At 41.7% G+C, this 17,153-nt stretch carries 12 protein-coding genes and 1 other RNA gene; 12 read left to right on the top strand and 1 reads right to left on the bottom strand.

Going from position 1 to position 17,153, the window contains the following annotated elements:
* Positions 1-28: 28 nt before the first annotated feature.
* The 6 genes from dinG (at position 29) to AAEY94_RS00580 (ending at position 5,589) form a co-directional block, all read left to right on the top strand.
* The gene (dinG, locus tag AAEY94_RS00555; RefSeq protein WP_101087805.1) at positions 29-2,104 is read left to right on the top strand and encodes an ATP-dependent DNA helicase DinG; all 2,076 of its coding nucleotides are present in this window, start codon (positions 29-31) and stop codon (positions 2,102-2,104) included.
* A gap of 8 nt (positions 2,105-2,112) precedes the next feature.
* Positions 2,113-2,886 carry a TSUP family transporter gene (locus AAEY94_RS00560; RefSeq protein WP_162022710.1) on the top strand — a complete coding sequence of 258 codons (774 nt, stop codon included), beginning with the start codon at positions 2,113-2,115 and terminating at the stop codon, positions 2,884-2,886.
* Positions 2,883-3,545: a primosomal replication protein gene (locus AAEY94_RS00565; protein ID WP_101087800.1), complete on the top strand. Its 663-nt coding sequence runs from the start codon at positions 2,883-2,885 to the stop codon at positions 3,543-3,545. Before AAEY94_RS00560 ends, AAEY94_RS00565 begins: the two co-directional genes overlap by 4 nt.
* A gap of 9 nt (positions 3,546-3,554) precedes the next feature.
* On the top strand, positions 3,555-4,265 hold the full coding sequence (locus AAEY94_RS00570) for a DUF2057 domain-containing protein (RefSeq protein WP_101087798.1): 711 nt from the start codon (positions 3,555-3,557) through the stop codon (positions 4,263-4,265).
* Positions 4,265-5,206 (top strand): histone deacetylase family protein, encoded by a 942-nt coding sequence (locus AAEY94_RS00575; RefSeq protein WP_350976460.1) that lies wholly within the window; start codon positions 4,265-4,267, stop codon positions 5,204-5,206. The genes AAEY94_RS00570 and AAEY94_RS00575 overlap by 1 nt, the downstream gene beginning before the upstream one ends.
* Before the next feature lie 80 nt (positions 5,207-5,286).
* Positions 5,287-5,589: a late competence development ComFB family protein gene (locus AAEY94_RS00580; protein ID WP_101087795.1), complete on the top strand. Its 303-nt coding sequence runs from the start codon at positions 5,287-5,289 to the stop codon at positions 5,587-5,589.
* Between the two features lie 214 nt (positions 5,590-5,803).
* On the opposite strand, the gene ffs is transcribed toward AAEY94_RS00580, so the two are convergent.
* An RNA gene (gene ffs, locus AAEY94_RS00585) (signal recognition particle sRNA small type) lies at positions 5,804-5,900 on the bottom strand.
* Positions 5,901-6,507: 607 nt separating this feature from the next.
* Between ffs and AAEY94_RS00590 the strand changes: the two genes are divergently transcribed.
* From AAEY94_RS00590 to AAEY94_RS00615, 6 genes are all read left to right on the top strand, one after another.
* Positions 6,508-8,682 (top strand): OmcA/MtrC family decaheme c-type cytochrome, encoded by a 2,175-nt coding sequence (locus tag AAEY94_RS00590; protein WP_101087793.1) that lies wholly within the window; start codon positions 6,508-6,510, stop codon positions 8,680-8,682.
* A gap of 287 nt (positions 8,683-8,969) precedes the next feature.
* Positions 8,970-10,931: an OmcA/MtrC family decaheme c-type cytochrome gene (locus AAEY94_RS00595; protein WP_350976464.1), complete on the top strand. Its 1,962-nt coding sequence runs from the start codon at positions 8,970-8,972 to the stop codon at positions 10,929-10,931.
* Between the two features lie 97 nt (positions 10,932-11,028).
* Positions 11,029-12,018 (top strand): DmsE family decaheme c-type cytochrome, encoded by a 990-nt coding sequence (locus tag AAEY94_RS00600; RefSeq protein WP_502959370.1) that lies wholly within the window; start codon positions 11,029-11,031, stop codon positions 12,016-12,018.
* A 12-nt stretch (positions 12,019-12,030) separates the two neighbouring features.
* Positions 12,031-14,118: an MtrB/PioB family decaheme-associated outer membrane protein gene (locus AAEY94_RS00605; RefSeq protein ID WP_350976467.1), complete on the top strand. Its 2,088-nt coding sequence runs from the start codon at positions 12,031-12,033 to the stop codon at positions 14,116-14,118.
* Between the two features lie 370 nt (positions 14,119-14,488).
* Positions 14,489-15,646, top strand: a complete 1,158-nt coding sequence (locus tag AAEY94_RS00610) for a sugar diacid recognition domain-containing protein (RefSeq protein ID WP_182743723.1) — start codon at positions 14,489-14,491, stop codon at positions 15,644-15,646.
* 130 nt (positions 15,647-15,776) lie between these two features.
* Positions 15,777-17,135 (top strand): GntP family permease, encoded by a 1,359-nt coding sequence (locus tag AAEY94_RS00615; protein ID WP_182743722.1) that lies wholly within the window; start codon positions 15,777-15,779, stop codon positions 17,133-17,135.
* Positions 17,136-17,153 lie beyond the last annotated feature (18 nt).

Genomic DNA, 17,153 nt, shown 5'->3' on the forward strand with positions numbered 1-17,153 from the left:
TTCAGTCTATGTAGAAATCATACTTCCTATGCTACCGGATAACATAAAAAGTCAAATTCGCACCATTTATAAAGAAATTGCCGCATCTATGCCGCAATTTCGTTCTCGTCGCGAACAAAACTATATGGTAGCGGAAATATCAAAAACCTTAGCAGGCGAGTATGACAAAGACCGTCGTATCATTGTGGTTGAAGCGGGTACCGGCATTGGTAAATCTTTGTCTTATATCTTAGGGGCAATCCCTTTAGCCATCTCGAGTAAAAAGAAAGTCTGTATTGCCACCGCAACCGTGGCACTTCAAGAACAATTACTCCACAAAGATCTACCTCATTTTTTACAACAGTCTGGTATTGATTTTAAATTTGGTTTGGTAAAAGGTCGTCAGCGTTACGTATGTTTAGCCAAACTTGAAGCCATGATAGGGGCACAAGACAGCTCACAAATAGCCATATGGCAAACTAAACCCGACCAAAGTCAAATTAACGAATTACAAAAATTGCATCAAGATTTTCATCAAAAACGCTGGAATGGTGAAATTGATACTTTAAAACACCCTATTCCTGATTTCTTGTGGCAACAAATTTGCTGTGATAAACACAGCTGTCATCGTCAAGTATCGGCACACCATAATTGCCCGTTTCATAAAGCTCGTGAAGATGTGGACACTTGGGATGTACTCATTGTTAACCACAGTCTGTTATTTGCCGATTTAGAACTTGGCGGCGGCGTCATTTTACCAGAACCAGAAGACATGTTTTATGTTATCGACGAAGCTCATCACTTACCGATAGTTGCCAGAGATTTCTCCAGTGCTCAAGCCACACTTCGAGGAGCATGTGATTGGTTAGAAAAAGCATCGAAAACCTGTTCTAAGTTACAAAATCAACTCAAAACCACTCATATTATTGCCCCTGTACAGGCCATGCTTGACCACACCACAGAGTTAACCAATTTACTGACCCAGGTTGCTCACTTTTGTGATACCCAACCACAGTTATTCGCTAACCCTGAATCCAGGCTTCGTTTTGAACATGGCCAATTACCACAATCGTTATTAATACAGGCAGAAAATCTGGCCACTGCATCAGGTTCCGCGGTAAAGCAATTTAATAAAGTGGTATCAGTGTTAAATGAAGCAATAAAAGATGGTGAAGTGCCTAAACATCAGTCGGAAGGGTTGTTATCAGAAACAGGTTTTATTTTACAGCGGCTAGATAACTTACATAAGTTATGGAAGATGATGGCCAAAGAAGACAGTAAAAAAGGCGCACCAATGGCGCGTTGGGCTGAATTAATTACCGGTAAACAACAAGATTATTTATTTTGCTCATCGCCTATAGAAGTTGGCTTTATGCTTGAATCTATGTTGTGGCAAAAAGCCGCTGGCGTGGTGTTGTGCAGTGCAACGCTTCGAGCCTTAAACAGCTTCAACCATTTTGCTCATCAAGTAGGCCTGTCAATGAATGATGGCAGCCGATTTTTAGCATTATTATCCCCTTTCGATTACGAAAATAATGCGACTTTATTTATACCTCAAATGGTTTGCGAACCTACGGACGAAAATTACACCACCGAACTTGCACAACATATTGTGACACTTATCGATGGCGAAATGGCCACATTAGTGCTGTTTGCATCCTATTGGCAAATGGATAAAGTGGTTGAGCTCGTCGAAGGTAAAATCCCCAAAGACCAGCTTTTTGTTCAAGGCGCTATTCCACGTCAACAAATATTAGAACAGCACAAAAAACGCTGTGATGAAGGTCTACCCAGTGTCATTTTCGGTACTGGCAGCTTTTCTGAAGGCCTCGATTTACCGGGCGATTACTTAACAAACTTAATCATTACCAAACTTCCGTTTGCGGTCCCGACCTCACCAGTAGAACAAGCTCACGCGGAATACTTAAAAGTAAAAGGCGGTAATCCATTTTTACAGCTGACAATTCCTGATGCTTCACGTAAATTAGTCCAAAGTTGTGGCCGACTGTTACGAAAAGAGCAAGATTATGGCCGAGTGACCATTTTAGACCGTCGTTTGGTCACTAAACGTTATGGCAAATCATTAATTGATGCCCTTCCTCCTTTTAGACGTGTTATTGAATAGGTATTGAGTTGGATTTATTATTAGACCCTAGCCATTGGGCTATATTAGCGGTCATAGGTATATTTGCGGGTTTTATTGATGCCATAGTTGGCGGTGGTGGGCTTCTGTCTATTCCAGCATTACTCACCGTTGGTATTCCGCCACATTTAGCATTAGGAACCAATAAATTAGCCGCTTGTTTTGGTTCTCTTACTTCGAGTTACACCTTTTATAAACAGCATTTATTTAACCCTGCATTATGGAAAACGTGTTTTTTTGCCACGTTGGTTGGGTCGATTGCAGGTTGTGGTTTAGTATTTCTGATAGACCCACAATGGTTAGACAAAATATTACCACTACTCATAATTAGTATCGCTGTTTATACCTTATTTAGCCCCAAAGCGATGGGTGACAAAAATATAATGGCCCCAAAATATCGTTCACCAAAATACAAACAAATTAGCCAAGGATTTGTTTTAGGTGGATACGATGGTTTTGCAGGACCAGGTATTGGTGCTTTTTGGACGGTATCGTCTATCTCGCTGTATAAACTCCCTCTGTTGCACAGCTGTGGATTAGCGAGAGTCATGACCGCGGTGAGTAACATCACAGCACTCATTATCTTTGCATCCATGGGGCAAGTACAATGGATGCTCGGCTTGTGGATGGGGGTATGCATGATGGCAGGTTCATTTATCGGCGCCAGAAGTGCGATTCGATTTGGGATACCTTTTATTAAACCAATATTCATTATTATGGTATTGTCGATTGCAGTCCATCTTACGTGGAGTGCATGGGTATGAACACCCAACAATTGCTATCAATGTTAAAACAACAGCTCGCTAAACTTGAGCAAGACGCATTAATACACGACCAGAATTTGGCGCCTTCGCAACGACAGTCTTTACAAGAAATTGAACGATTTAACAGTCAGCTATTTGCCCAACAAGGAGCCCAACTAAGCCCTTGTATCACTCAGTTACGTCAAGATATTAAACAACTCGAAAAACAACTTTACCTTAAGTTGGGCAGTAATGTTATCCAACTCAGTTGCGATCGTATTCAAGACCGATTTAGTGCATTACGCAGAGCATTGCTAACCACTCACATCAACCTTAAATCCGAACAACAGCGCAAAGCCAGTAATCGAGCCCGATATGCAAAAAAACAACAACAAGCAATACAAGACAGCGGATTTGGTTGGATAGCCAGTAATGTGATGCAAAATAGCCATCAACTCTACGCTGAACTCAATAAACATTTAAATTGGGCAAAAAAAATAGAGCAAAAAATACAACAAATGGAAGCAACTCTTGAATTCTGTCATAGTGATGACAAAATAAAACTGCAAAATGATATTCTGTCTATGCATCGCCGTTTAGGAAAGTGCAAACAAGCAACCAGTTATATTGAAGAGCGTATTCAACTTTTTGAAAGACCTCGCCAAAGTTACCCACGTTAAGGAGCAACAATGAAATCTTTATTTACCACAAGTGCGCTTTTGGCATTTTTAACATCATCATCCGTCTTAGCAGCGAATTTAACCATTCCAATGTCTTTTGAGTACCTAGCGCTTGATGGTGCAGAAGTTGAAACCAGTATGTTCAATCATCAATCGGATTTAGCGTTAACCAATGGCACCCATAAAATTGCAGTCCGTTATCATGATGTGGTTGATGATTCCTTTAGTGACAGTCAATCTTTTGTAAAATCGACACCTTTAATTGTGACGTTAACGGTTGATGGCGATCATCAATATCTATTACAACCCGCTGACGGTGACGTTATCAAGAATCCAAAAGCATTTGCTAAAAAACCACAAATCAACATTAAACGCCAAGATAATGCAGCGGTAACTTACAGTGTAGAACAAACTAATTTTACTGAAGAGTCATTTATTACTAGCCTGTTTAACAATAAAAACCAACATGATATTGAAACCTTATCGGCTTCAGCTACAGGTAACGGCAGTCAACCAATACAAGCATTAGCAGTCAAATCAGATATTGAATCTGCTACGATGAGTGCACCAGTTATTGCAACTGTACCAGTAACGGTGCCAGCAACAACGGCGCAAAAACCGACTCCAGCACAAGCAGAACAAATGCTGCAATATTGGTGGTTACAAGCCGATGACAAAACGCGTAAAGAATTTATGGGTTGGGCAATCAAGCAACTTTAATGTCCGTGTCGATCCCTTTTGTTTACCACGCCAGCTATTCACTGCTGGCGTTACCTAGCACCCATCGTTTTCCAACCACTAAATATCACAACTTATACCAGCACGCGCTCAAACAACAATTGTTGTTTGAGCAATATCGCCATTCGCCTACGCCAATATCGAAAGATTCGCTCTATACAGTGCATTGCCCGCAGTATGTCGAGCAATTTATCAATGGCACCTTAGACCATAAAGCCCAAAGACGTATTGGTTTCCCATGGAGCACAGCACTAGTCACCCGCACCTTACACGCCGTAAATGGTACCTGTTTATGTGCTGAATTAGCGCTTAAACATGGAATTGCAGTTCACTTAACCGGTGGTTATCATCATGCGCACTATGATTTTGGCAGTGGTTTTTGCATTTTCAATGATTTAGTTATCGCGGCGAGATCAGCCATTGACTCAGGTAAAGCGGATAAGGTACTCATTTTTGATTGTGATGTTCATCAAGGTGATGGAACCGCGACACTCACTCAAGGCAGCCCAGATATTATTAGTTGCTCGATCCACTGTGCACAGAATTTCCCGTCCAGAAAGCAACAATCTGATCACGATATCGCTCTGGATAAAGGGTGTACCGATAAACAATATCTTGAACACATACAACAAATATTACCTTACTTGATACGCATCCATCAGCCAGATCTGATCATCTATGATGCTGGGGTCGATATTCATCAAGATGATGACCTTGGATATTTCGCCATTTCGAATCAAGGTATTCTCGCTAGAGATAAACAGGTAATATCGATAGCACAAATGCATAGCATCCCACTTGCAGCAGTAATAGGGGGAGGCTATAGTCGTAATGAAGCAGAATTAACCATTCGACATAGCCAATTGTTAATTGCTGCCAATGAAATCTGGTCACCACAGTGTCAGGCAATGCAAAACCAATAACACTGCGTCACTAAATTAAACAAACATCTCGACATTGAAGCATATGTCGATAAAACAAACTGTCTCAATGGAGCGTAATAATGCAATTAGAGATCCGAAACTATTATGAAGTTCTATTAATGGAAATGCTGCGAGATGAAGGTCTAATGGAAGAGTTGCCAGAAGAATACTTAGCGGATTTATGCTGCGTCACGCTGAATCAGTTACCCGTCAGGTACATTCGCCATTTAGTTGATACGTATTTCTTCGAAAATTATCAAGAATTAAAACAGATGAAAACAGAGATAAGCGAAGCACTAGAACGTTCGAGACAATTCCTCAAAGCAAATTTGCAAAAACGCTTAAAAGAAGAAGCTGAAATCGCAGCAGAACAACAACAGTAATTTCACCGGCATTAGCTGATGCTTGCCATTAACTGATGTTTTGCCGGATATTGAATGAATATATTCTAGTAAGCACTGGTTATGGTAATTCCATGAATAATTTATTCATACAATACGGCTGTTTTTTGATTGGAATTTTTTGGTTAGAATCTTTTGGTTGCAATACTTTGTTGGAATTAATGCGGTGAAAATCATACGGGGAATATTGGAGGTTCCCCTAGAGCCACACCCCGGCACACGAGTCACTTGCTGCGGTTGCTCCCTTCCAGGCCTGGCCGAGTTCACAAGTTATCGTTGCGGGGGGACCCTAGGGTCACCATTGACTTCTGAACCATATAATACAAAGCTTATGTCTCAGAACGGGGCGATTATCCCCTAACCCATTGGCTGGATCAAGCCTTTATCCTAATAAGTTTTCAATCCTCTACCTAACTGCGCAATACTTAACCTTAACAGGGAATACTAGATGGGATAAGGGATGGGTCAACCGACATAAATCGATCTATTCACAAGCCAAGTATGCCAAACACACTATTTATGTTGCCCATAATACGAATTCAGACGTGAATCATTAATCTATTGAACATAAATACATAGCCAGATGAAATAGAAAAACAGTGGTGAGATAATCGTTTATGACGTCGAGCACAAGTCACTGATGCAGGTTCACATCACTTAGCGTATTCAAGAATATGCTAATAACGGTATTAACACTTTGGAACTATCCTATTTATGTCAGTAATACCGGCAAATCTTCATCAAACAACGTTACCCATAAAGGAATAGTCAGATCTCAGTCACAACTCTAGACATAATTCAATGAGTAAGTGGCCAAGGTTAGCTAACATTAGATTTGAATAAAATCCGCACACTTATAACCAGTAGTGAATGCGAGATAACAAAAAATGCAGGGAATACATGATGAAGACAATAACAGTTAGTCCCGCTGCAAAAGCGGTATTGAGTGCAGGGCTTATTGCTCTAGCGCTATCGGGTTGTGGAGGCAGTGATGGTACTAATGGCGAAGATGGGCCAGATGGTATTATTGGTGTAAACATAGATGCGACATCAACCCTAAAAGCGACCTTTACCGATGCAACCGTAGTCGATGGAAAAGTCAGTGTTGACTTTATTCTTAAAAATGCCAATGGTGTTGCGGTATTGGGACTAACAAAAGATCATGACCTTCGTTTTGGTATCGCTCAATTAACCCCGGTTACTGAAATGGTCGGTGCTGATGGCGCTAAAGTTGAAGTCGACCGTGGTTATCAATGGCAGTCTTATATCAATACAACCAAGCAACCTAATGCAAGTTGGATCCCTGCTGATGAAACCAATATTGCTCCTTCTGCGCAATTTCAAGCTGAAGTGGAGGCTGCTTCAAAATGTGCCGATTGCTTAGTTGATAATCTAGATGGCTCATACTCATACACCTTTCAAACCAATATTGCTCAAGTAACAGAGCCGTTAAGCATCACTTACCAAGCTGATGACACTCAGCGCATTACATTGGAATTAAAACAACCATTAATCACAGCCAATGCTCATTACGATTTTCAACCTTCGACTGGCTTAACCGAAGATATTGCATCACGCGATGTTGTCTCGATTAATGCTTGTTATACCTGCCATCAACCAGAAAGCTTAGCATTGCACGGCGGTCGTCGAATCGATCTTGAAAACTGTGCATCATGTCATACCGCAACATCTGGTGATCCTGAAACCGGTAACAGTGTTGATTTCACTTACATGATCCATGCCATCCATAAAGGCCAAGACCGCGTAACCAGCACTGTTGATGGCGATGTAGCCTCACCTTATAAAGTGATTGGCTATGGCGGTGGAATACACAATTACGGTAACGTGATGTATCCACAAAAACCTGCTGCCGATTGCAGTGCATGTCACGTAGAAGGCACAAACGCTCCCAAAGATGCCGCGCTGTTTAATGCCAATAAAAGTGATACCGCTTGTATTGCGTGTCACACAGAGTTAGCGTCTCAACAACATGTTGGTGTCGGCACAAATTGTACGTCATGCCATGTTGAAGAAGGCTATGGTCGCAGTGCAAAAGAAGCGCATGGCGATGTGATGAAAGCCTATAACGAAACCCAAGCGATGAACGCTGTATTCAGCGACGTAATAGTTACTGCTGATGGGAAATTCAGTACTACGATTAAATTTACTGATGCTTCAGCTAATGTTATTGCAGCAGAATTTATCGACCAAGGTAGCCGTATCGTTATGGCATGGGACAGCGACAAAAACTACCCAACGTATCAAGATGCCAGTTACAGTAATCGTCGTCTTAGATTAAGTGAAGGTACCGCCAACGCAGATAATAGCTGGACCTTAGTTTGGGATAAGATCACCTTACCAACAGATTATGTGGGTAAAACATTTGAACTATGGTCAGCAGTCACAGCCTGTTTTAATCATGGTGGCTACGGCAGACCGGAAGTTAAACTAACGGCTTGTAGTACTGATGATGTTCAGAAAGTGGAAATTAAAAGTAGTCCATACCATTTTGTTATGGCTGCAAGTGCAATAGACACTAGCCAAACCACTGCTACACGTAGAAACATTATCAACACAGAAAGCTGTCAAGGTTGCCATAACCAAGAAGTGTATCACTATGACAATGGTGTCAATTGCCAAACCTGTCATACCGCTGATAAGACGCTTAAAAATGACGATACTTACCCTGGTGGCAAAAAATCGACCAGCTTTGCCTTTAAAGCACACAGCGCTGAAGGTCATTACCTCAAATATGCCGGTGTTGAATCTGGAACCGTGTTGAAAACCGATTGTAAAACCTGTCATACCGCTGATGGGATCCAACTTGGTAGAGCCACTGACAGAGTATGGCGTTATGGCGATATCGATACTGGAGCCGATGTATGGATGTCATCAGATACTGGAGCATGTTTAAGCTGTCATCAAAAGTATCGTACTGATGCCACCGTGTCGCATATTGAATCTAATGGCGGTATTGTTGATGGGATCAGTGAGGACGATGCTCGTAATCGTGCATCAGAAATATGTTCTACCTGTCATACCGTAGACCGCGTCACTAAAACACATGGTTTTTAAACAGTAAAAAGAAACAACCTTGGCGTTTTATCCATCAAAGACCTTAGTTTATAACTAAGGTCTTTTTGTTATCCGAACAATCCTCCCCCGTTAAACTGCGCATTTTACATACCTCTTTATTAATAGGCTGATCATCATCACACAATTACGTTCGTTTTAAAGACGAGTTGCTGTTTGTAACGTAATCTTAGTGTTGGGAAAATTAATTCCAACATCAACTTAACTGAATAAGATAATTGCAGAACATACTGCCAGTGAGTTAGATGGATGACCTTTGCAGGGAAAATATGATGAATAAAAAATACACAAAAATGGCATTGTTACTTGCTATGTCAGCATCAATGACACTGGTCGGTTGTGGCGGAGGCGATGATGGTGAAGCTGGTAATCCAGGAAACCCTGGTGGCGAGCCTGCTGAAGCAATTAAAACGCTAAACTTAGATATCACTAAAGTCACTTATCAAGATAGCAAACCGACTATTGAAGTATTTGCGACCAATGAAAAAGATCTCCCTGTAGCGGGTCTTAAAGACTTTGAAATTAAAAAAGTCGTCCAACTCATTCCAGCTGGCGCAAGTGGTGCAGGTAATTCAGCCCAATGGCAATTTATTGGTTCCGAAAAAGCTTTTACCGACCATGGTAACGGTAATTACAGTTTTACCGTCAATGTTGAAGGCTTTAACCCAGAGCTAACCCAACGTTATAATGTGATTGCAAGTGCATCAACCTTGCAAGACGGCGTTACCGGAGTGCCGCGTACTGAAATCACCGAAGATTTTGACGGCGAAGGATTTGAAGCTAAATACACTAAAAACATCGTCAGTGGCGCTACTTGTAATACCTGCCATGCAAAGGGTGAAAGTATTTATCATAGCTACACTGATTTAGAAACCTGTACATCTTGCCATACCAACGAAATGGCCATTGAAAAAGACAAGGTTCAAGTTGAGTTCAGTCACTTAATTCATAATGTTCATAACAATGCCAAAATGTATGGCCGCAACTTGGACAAGAGTGCAGAAGCAGCGCATGCGATAGTGCAAGATAATTGCACCACTTGTCATGTTGATTCTGAACAACTGAGCGAATCGAACAACTGGTCTCGAATTCCAACCATGGAAGCCTGTTCAAGTTGCCATACCGATATTGACTTTAAAACGGGTCAAGGTCATCCGCAACAAGTGGATAATTCAAATTGTATAGCTTGTCATAATGCAAGTTGGACAGAAGAATTACACACAACTTCGTATACTCAGAAAAAAGCATTTATCGATTTATACGGCATGACAGCAACACTAACGGCTAATAAATCAAGCACCGAAGACAAGTCAGCTACCCTATCGGTAACGATTTTAGATGCTAATGGTACGGCCATTGATGCTGCAAGCTTAGTCAGCAAAATTCAACGAATTGAAACCATCACTAACGTCGGACCTAACTTTCCAATTATGGGATATAACCCTAGCCCAGGAAGCGGTTTAGCCAAAATCAGTAAAGACTTTATCAAAGCGGGTCTGTTACAAGCCGATGTAGTCATTGAATCAGGTAACTTAGTCTATAACATTGCATCACTGCCATTTGGCGCAGGCGACACAGATACCGCCTTTAGTTTTATTGGTCTTGAAATGTGTAACGATGGTATTCAAGCCATTGATTGTGCCGACGGCGTAGCAACTACCAGTATGAAAGCCGAGCTCACAGTAGGCACTTTCTCTGGTAATGCGCCTAGCTATCGTCACACTGACTCGGTCAATTTTGGTTCATGTGATAATTGCCATGGAGATACTTTTGAGTTACATAAAGGCCACCATGCTGGTTTTGTGATGTCAGAACAGTTAGCCCGTGAACTTAATGGCGAAGTCACCATAGGTTTGGATGGTTGTGTGGCTTGTCATACGCCAGATGGCACTTATGCTTCTGGTGCTAATCAAGGTGCCATTGAAATGAAATTGCACAGTGTTCATGGTGAGCAAGGCATTATCAAAGACTGCACTCAGTGTCACAACGACTTTAATCTTGATGCATTCAAAGTTAAAGGTGCACTTGCTACGTCGCAAGGCCTTTATACAACACCTATCACTGCAACGTGCGCATCTTGTCATGGCTTTGACACGATTTCGCAGCATGCACAAAGTCAAGGTGCGGTTGTTAATGGTAGCTATCAAGAAGCCAATGATGCTGCGCAGTTAGAAACCTGTTTCTTCTGCCACGCACCCACCATTGAAAACCACACACAAGTGAAGCTTTAATTTGTCCATTGAGAGAGAAGCCCTGCTTCTCTCTCATGCTATGGCTTACGTAATCAACTTGTTGATCATCAAAATGGACAAATTAGGAAGTCTACTTATGAAGACCACACATTCAATAAATACCTTATTTTTAGCCCTGCTCTGCCTTATTGCATCGACGCTGTTTATGTCGAGTCATGTACAGGCGGCAAAGTGGGATGCCAGCATGACACCGGCAGAAGTTGAAGCAACACTCGATAAAAAATTCGCCGAAGGAAAATACTCACCAAAGGGTGCCGACACTTGTTTAATGTGTCATAAAAAATCAAAAAAGGTCATGGATTTATTCAAAGGTGCTCATGGCGCAATTGATTCATCAAAAAGTCCAATGGCTGGATTACAGTGCGAAGCGTGTCACGGCCCACTAGGTTCACATAATCGTGGTGGTAAAGAGCCAATGATTACCTTTGGCCCAACTTCAACACTCGCTGCAGACAAGCAAAACAGTGTGTGCATGAGCTGTCATCTCGACGACAAACGCGTGGCATGGGACAGTAGTCATCACGCCAATGCCGATGTGGCATGTGCATCTTGTCATAGCATACATGCTGAACATGACCCAGTACTGTCAAAACAAACAGAAGTCGAAGTATGTACCACTTGTCACACCAGACAAAAAGCTGACATGAACAAGCGCACCAGTCATCCAATGAAATGGAATCAAATGACCTGTAGCGACTGTCATAATCCACATGGCAGTTTGAGCGATTCAGATCTTGTTCAGCCAACAGTCAATGAAACGTGTTATTCATGTCACGCTGAGAAACGCGGCCCAAAGCTGTGGGAGCATGCACCCGTAACCGAAAATTGCGTCAATTGCCATAATCCACACGGTTCTGTGAACGATGCAATGCTCAAAACTCGTGCGCCACAACTGTGTCAGCAATGTCATGCGAGTGACAATCACACAAGCAACGCTTATCTAGGTAACACTGATATGGGTTCAACAGTAAATGGTAATGCCTTTACTGGTGGTCGCAGCTGCTTAAATTGTCATAGTCAGGTGCATGGTTCAAACCATCCGTCTGGTAAGTTACTGCAGCGCTAAGGAGATTATATTATGAATACCAAATTGAACCTCATTACCTTAGCGTTACTCACTAGTACCAGCTTTAGCCTGATGGCTGATGGTTATGGCCTAGCAAATGCTAAAACCGACAATATTAAATATGATGCTTGGAATTGTAAGGCTTGTGCTGTCGAAACTGGTACCACTGGAAATGTCGGTGTCGGTATTGGTTACAACAGCGAAGACGATATTAACTCAGCCAACGCCTTTAATAGCAGTAATCAAACAGCGGGCAAAGTGGATGCCGATATAAAGTATCGCGGTGACAATGGCTACCAAGCAAAAGTTGTCGCAAATAACATGGGCATGGACAATGGCCGTATGGAAATAGATGTCGGTAAACTTGGATTGTATCGCCTCAATCTAGGTTATCGCTCCATCGCTACGTATCAGAGCAATAATGCCTTAAGTCCTTACCAGAATATCGGCAGCGATAATCTTACTTTAGCGGATAATTGGGTAACGGCAGGTTCAAGCTCAGACATGCCAATGCTTTATAGCAGTTTAACCCCATTTGAATTGTCGCTTAAACGTGAACGTGCCGGTCTAGGATTTGAATATCAAACAGAATCACTGTTCACAACCTACGTTAATTTTCAGCGTGAAGAGAAAACCGGAACCAAAGTTGCCTCTGGCAGTTTTTTCAACCAGTCAATGATGTTAGCGGAGCCGGTTGATTACACCACCGACATCTTAAACGCTGGGATTAAACTCCGTGGTGATCACTGGTTTACCAGCATAAACTACAATGGTTCAGTGTTTTGCAATAACCACCAGCAGCTTGGTTTTGACAGCGCCTTTAACCCTACGTTTGGGGCGCAAAGTCGTGGTTATATGGCGCTAGACCCAGATAACGAGGCCCATACTATTTCGCTAATGGGCCAATATAACGATTCCATTACCAGCTTAAGTGGCCGTTTACTCATGGGCCAAATGACCCAAGATCAGCAATTAACTAGCATAGGTTATGGCTATTCATTACCGGCAGATTCTATTGATGCAAAAGTTGATATCACCGGCATGACACTTAAAGCGGTGACTAAGCTCAGCCGAGCATGGCGTCTCACTGGCAGTTATGATTATAACGACAGAGAAAACAACACCCAAATCGAACAATGGACTCAAATTAGCATTAACGATGTTACCGGCAAAGTGCGGTATAACACGCCATACGATCTCACTACCCATAGCGCTAAATTATCCACTGACTATCGTATCAACCATGGTTTAAAACTCGATGCGGGTTATGATTTCAAACGAGATGAACGCAGTAATCAAGGCAGAGAAACCACTGACGATAATAACGTCTGGGCACGTTTACGCGTCAATAGTTTTGACATGTGGGATATGTGGCTTAAAGGTAGTTTGAGCAAGAGAGATGGTTCAGAATATAAAGCATCAGAATCGTCATCTGCAGAACAAAATCCGTTGCTACGTCGATACTATTTGGCCGACCGTGACCGCACTCAAATAGAGGCGCGTATTAATCATAGCCCTATTGATAACTTGAACGTCGATTTTGGGGTTCGCTATGCATATGATGACTATACAAATACGCAAATAGGTTTAACTGAATCAAAAGACACAAACTACGATATTAATCTGAGCTACATGATTAATGACGATATGAATGTTAATACATTTTATAACCATCAAATCATCAAATCGGCTCAATCTGGCAGCGCCAATTTAAGTATAGCGACTTGGCAAGCCGATATTGAAGACACTGTCGATGTTGTTGGAGCAGGCTTAAGTTACAATAATTTAATGGACAGTCGTTTACGCTTAGGCTTAGATTATACCTACTCAGACTCAGACAGTACTACCCAAGTAAGACAGGGAATTAGTGGCGATTACGGTGACTATTTTGCAAAAGTACATAACATTAATGTGTACGCACAATATCAAGCCACCGAAAAAATGGCCTTGCGTATAGACTACAAAATGGAAAAATACCTTGATAATGATGACGCCAATGATATTGAGCCAGATACCATTTGGAATGTCATGAGTTTAGGTAATTTACAGCATGACTACACTGCACACATGATCATGCTCAACGTGAGTTATAGTCTGTAAGTGATATCACGGTAATATAACCAAGTCGATCACATTAAAAATGACGCCAACCTTATCTAGGTTGGCGTTTTTATATCATTTGATTTAATGACCTTTAGACACAAAAACGGTCGCTAGCATCCTATTGTATAAAAAACTTGCAATTACACCAGATTTAACATTATATTAACAAGGTGAATAGCTTGTGATTGAAGTTTGGGCAAATGGATGTGCCCCCCATTTTATGTTGCTCATCTTTCCTCCCCTATTGCTTGTTAAAGACCATTGCTTGTTTTTTAAATTTCCAATGCATTTAAGCACCAACCTCCTCCCAATACTTAGCGAACATCAGGTATCATTCAGTACCGATATTGATTGCCCAGAGAAATTCATGTTTCAAATTGATACACTAATTGCCACTAAAATTGTCGACCGAACCATGAAAATTATTGGTCATAATATCAATGTTATGAATGCTCAAGCAGTGATATTAGGTTCAGGCGATATCGATCGGATTGGCACTGTACATGAGGGGGCACTATTAGCTATCAGCCAAAATCGCAATGTTGAAATAAGCCAAGCCATCGCTTCAAACTTACATGGCGTCAAACCTGGGCTAAATTTGCCATTGCATTACCAAGGTCAAGTGGTTGGCGTTATCGGTATCACTGGCGAGCCAGACACATTAAGCCACTATGGTGAACTGCTTAAGATGACAGCAGAGATGATTGTCGAGCAAGCAAATTTGCAAGAGCAATTAGAGTGGAAGAATCGTCAAAAAGAGGAGTTTATTTCGCAACTCATTCATGCCAATGAGCAAGACTTGCCTTCTTTACAACAATGGGCATTGCAATTAGGTGTCGATTTAAGCGTACCGCGAGTGGCCGCCATTATCGAACTTGATAACAAAAACCCATTATATCAACAAGACAATCAAGCATTAAAACAAGTACTGTATTTATTACAAAATCCTGTACGCGATAACTTAATTGCGATGACATCACTCACTCAATTAGTTATTTTAAAGCCGGCTTTTTTAGATGGTAAGCAATTTGACCCTGAGCTTGAAAACCAACGCATCAACAAATTACTCAAACGCTTACCCGCCAATATGCAACTTAGCCTGCATATTTCATTGGGGCATTATTTCAGTGGTGAATTAGGCATTAGTTACTCCTATCGCACCGCCAAAGAAACGTTAGATATTGGAAAAAGATTACATCCAACAAAAACCAAATATTTATACCAAGACTACAGCTTACAAGTACTGTTATCAGGGTTACGGCACCACTGGCGAGGTAATGCGCTTGCTGGGCCTTATATGAAACTCATTGCAGTTGACAATAACCAACAATTGCAAAAAACACTTGCCGCTTATCTAGAACACATGGGAGACATCCAAGCCTGTGCTAACAGTTTGTTTATCCATCGAAACACACTGCGTTACCGATTAGATAAAATTCAAACTATCACCAATATTGATTTACACAGTTTTAATGGATTACTGAGTTTATATTTAGGTCAGTTAATCCACCAACCTAGCACTTAATTGTGCGTCAGCACAAAAATAGTATTAACTCGTAGATTTATTAGTGCAAGCGCACAAAGTAATTTATAGGTAATGGTTTACTATGATGAATACTAAACCACCCCCTACAATAATAAATAACGAGTACTCTATGGGACTAATATTGATCTTAATCGGCGTGATAGCCTTTATCGTCATCGCCACCTCTAAATTTAAACTGCACCCTTTTTTAACCCTCATTTTAGCCTCATTTCTCACCGCATTTGCCTATGGTTTACCCAGCAATGAAATTGCCAAAACCATCACTGGCGGTTTCGGTGGTATTTTAGGTTACATCGGCTTAGTCATTGTGCTCGGTACGATTATTGGCACCATTCTCGAAAAAAGTGGTGCAGCCATAACTATGGCAGATGTGGTCATTAAACTGTTTGGCCAACGATTCCCAACGTTAACTATGTCAATGATTGGCTACTTAGTGTCGATCCCTGTTTTTTGTGATTCAGGTTTTGTGATTTTAAATTCATTAAAACAGTCAATGGCAAACCGGATGAAAGTGTCTCAAGTTGCCATGAGCGTTGCGCTGGCAACAGGGTTATACGCTACTCATACCTTTGTGCCGCCAACCCCAGGTCCTATAGCTGCAGCGGGTAATCTTGGTCTTGAATCACAACTTGGACTCGTTATTGCTGTCGGTGTGTTTGTTGCTGCCATTGCCGCTTTTGCCGGTATGTTGTGGGCCAATCGTTTTGCCAATGAGCAGCCAGACGGAGAAGGCGCCGAAGAACTGAATCTGCAGCAAGAAGATTTTGATGATCTAAAGAAAACCTATGGCGAATTACCTAGCCCTACCAAAGCATTTGCGCCTATTTTTGTACCTATCATTTTAATCTGCTTAGGCTCGGTGGCTAACTTCCCTTCAAAACCATTAGGTGAACAAGGCTTATTCGATTTATTAGTGTTCTTGGGCCAACCTGTTAACGCCTTAATGATCGGCCTATTTCTGTCGTTATCGCTGTTAAAAAGCAACCAAAAAATCAAAGAGTTTAGCGATCGTATCAGCCAAGGTTTAGTGGTATCAGCGCCAATTTTATTGATCACCGGTGCTGGCGGTGCATTTGGCGCGGTATTAAAAGCCACTGAGATTGGTGCATTTCTGGGTAGCAGCTTGTCCGCTTTAGGTGTGGGTATTTTTATGCCGTTTATCGTGGCCGCGGCACTCAAATCAGCACAAGGTTCATCTACGGTGGCATTAGTCGCTACCTCAGCATTAGTGGCACCATTACTAGGCGATATTGGTTTAGCCTCAGAAATGGGCCGAGTGTTAACCGTAATGGCAATTGGTGCGGGTGCGATGACCGTCTCACATGCAAACGATAGCTTCTTCTGGGTGGTGACTCAATTTAGCCGCATGAGTGTCAAACAAGCGTATCGGGCCCAAACAATGGCCACCTTAATCCAGGGAATCACGGCGATGATTACCGTTTATCTACTAAGCTTATTTTTACTGTAAATTATTAATCAGAGTCTT

The organism is Shewanella sp. AC34-MNA-CIBAN-0136 (assembly GCF_040309945.1).
Classification (GTDB): Bacteria; Pseudomonadota; Gammaproteobacteria; order Enterobacterales; family Shewanellaceae; genus Shewanella.

Coding starts and splice junctions, on each gene's coding strand:
- dinG (WP_101087805.1), top strand. CDS start 29: ATGCTACCGGATAACATAAAAAGTCAAATTCGCACCATTTATAAAGAA.
- AAEY94_RS00565 (WP_101087800.1), top strand. CDS start 2,883: ATGAACACCCAACAATTGCTATCAATGTTAAAACAACAGCTCGCTAAA.
- AAEY94_RS00570 (WP_101087798.1), top strand. CDS start 3,555: ATGAAATCTTTATTTACCACAAGTGCGCTTTTGGCATTTTTAACATCA.
- AAEY94_RS00575 (WP_350976460.1), top strand. CDS start 4,265: ATGTCCGTGTCGATCCCTTTTGTTTACCACGCCAGCTATTCACTGCTG.
- AAEY94_RS00580 (WP_101087795.1), top strand. CDS start 5,287: ATGCAATTAGAGATCCGAAACTATTATGAAGTTCTATTAATGGAAATG.
- AAEY94_RS00590 (WP_101087793.1), top strand. CDS start 6,508: ATGATGAAGACAATAACAGTTAGTCCCGCTGCAAAAGCGGTATTGAGT.
- AAEY94_RS00595 (WP_350976464.1), top strand. CDS start 8,970: ATGATGAATAAAAAATACACAAAAATGGCATTGTTACTTGCTATGTCA.
- AAEY94_RS00600 (WP_502959370.1), top strand. CDS start 11,029: ATGAAGACCACACATTCAATAAATACCTTATTTTTAGCCCTGCTCTGC.
- AAEY94_RS00605 (WP_350976467.1), top strand. CDS start 12,031: ATGAATACCAAATTGAACCTCATTACCTTAGCGTTACTCACTAGTACC.
- AAEY94_RS00610 (WP_182743723.1), top strand. CDS start 14,489: ATGTTTCAAATTGATACACTAATTGCCACTAAAATTGTCGACCGAACC.
- AAEY94_RS00615 (WP_182743722.1), top strand. CDS start 15,777: ATGGGACTAATATTGATCTTAATCGGCGTGATAGCCTTTATCGTCATC.